Source organism: Massilia sp. 2TAF26, from assembly GCF_052115005.1.
In the GTDB taxonomy this organism is placed as follows: Bacteria; Pseudomonadota; Gammaproteobacteria; order Burkholderiales; family Burkholderiaceae_D; genus Telluria.
In genome coordinates this window covers 1-390 of the sequence record NZ_JBFRFV010000136.1, presented here as the reverse complement: position 1 = coordinate 390, position 390 = coordinate 1, and the positions used below count along the sequence as shown (strand labels likewise).

Sequence of the window (390 nt, the reverse complement as noted above, 5' to 3'; positions counted from 1 at the left end):
CAACCCGATCGACAAGGCCTATGTCTCGACCGGCGTGCTGGGCTCCAAGAGCGGCCAGGAGTTCGTCGAGAAGGTGGCCAAGCTGCCGCTGGTGGGCCCGCCCGGCAAGCAATGGAAGTACAGCGTCGCCGTCGACATCCAGGGTTTCATCGTCGAGAAGCTGTCGGGCCAGAGCCTGCCTGACTTCATGCAGGCCCGGATCTTCGACCCGCTGAAGATGAAGGACACCGGCTTCTGGCTGCCGGCCGAGAAGGCCGATCGCCTGGCCAGCCTCTACATGTGGAACGGCAAGGAGCAGAAGATCCAGCCGGCCGACGGCTTCATGGTGCTGGACGTCACCAAGCCGCCGGTGGTGGCCTCGGGCGGCGGTGGTTTGGTGTCGACTAACGC

The 390-nt window shown here is 64.9% G+C and carries 1 protein-coding gene; it reads left to right on the top strand.

Annotation, left to right across the window (positions count from 1 at the left end; all coding sequences use genetic code 11):
* The coding region (locus AB4Z32_RS27815; protein WP_442125028.1) for a serine hydrolase domain-containing protein at window positions 1–390 on the top strand (390 nt) is incomplete at both ends.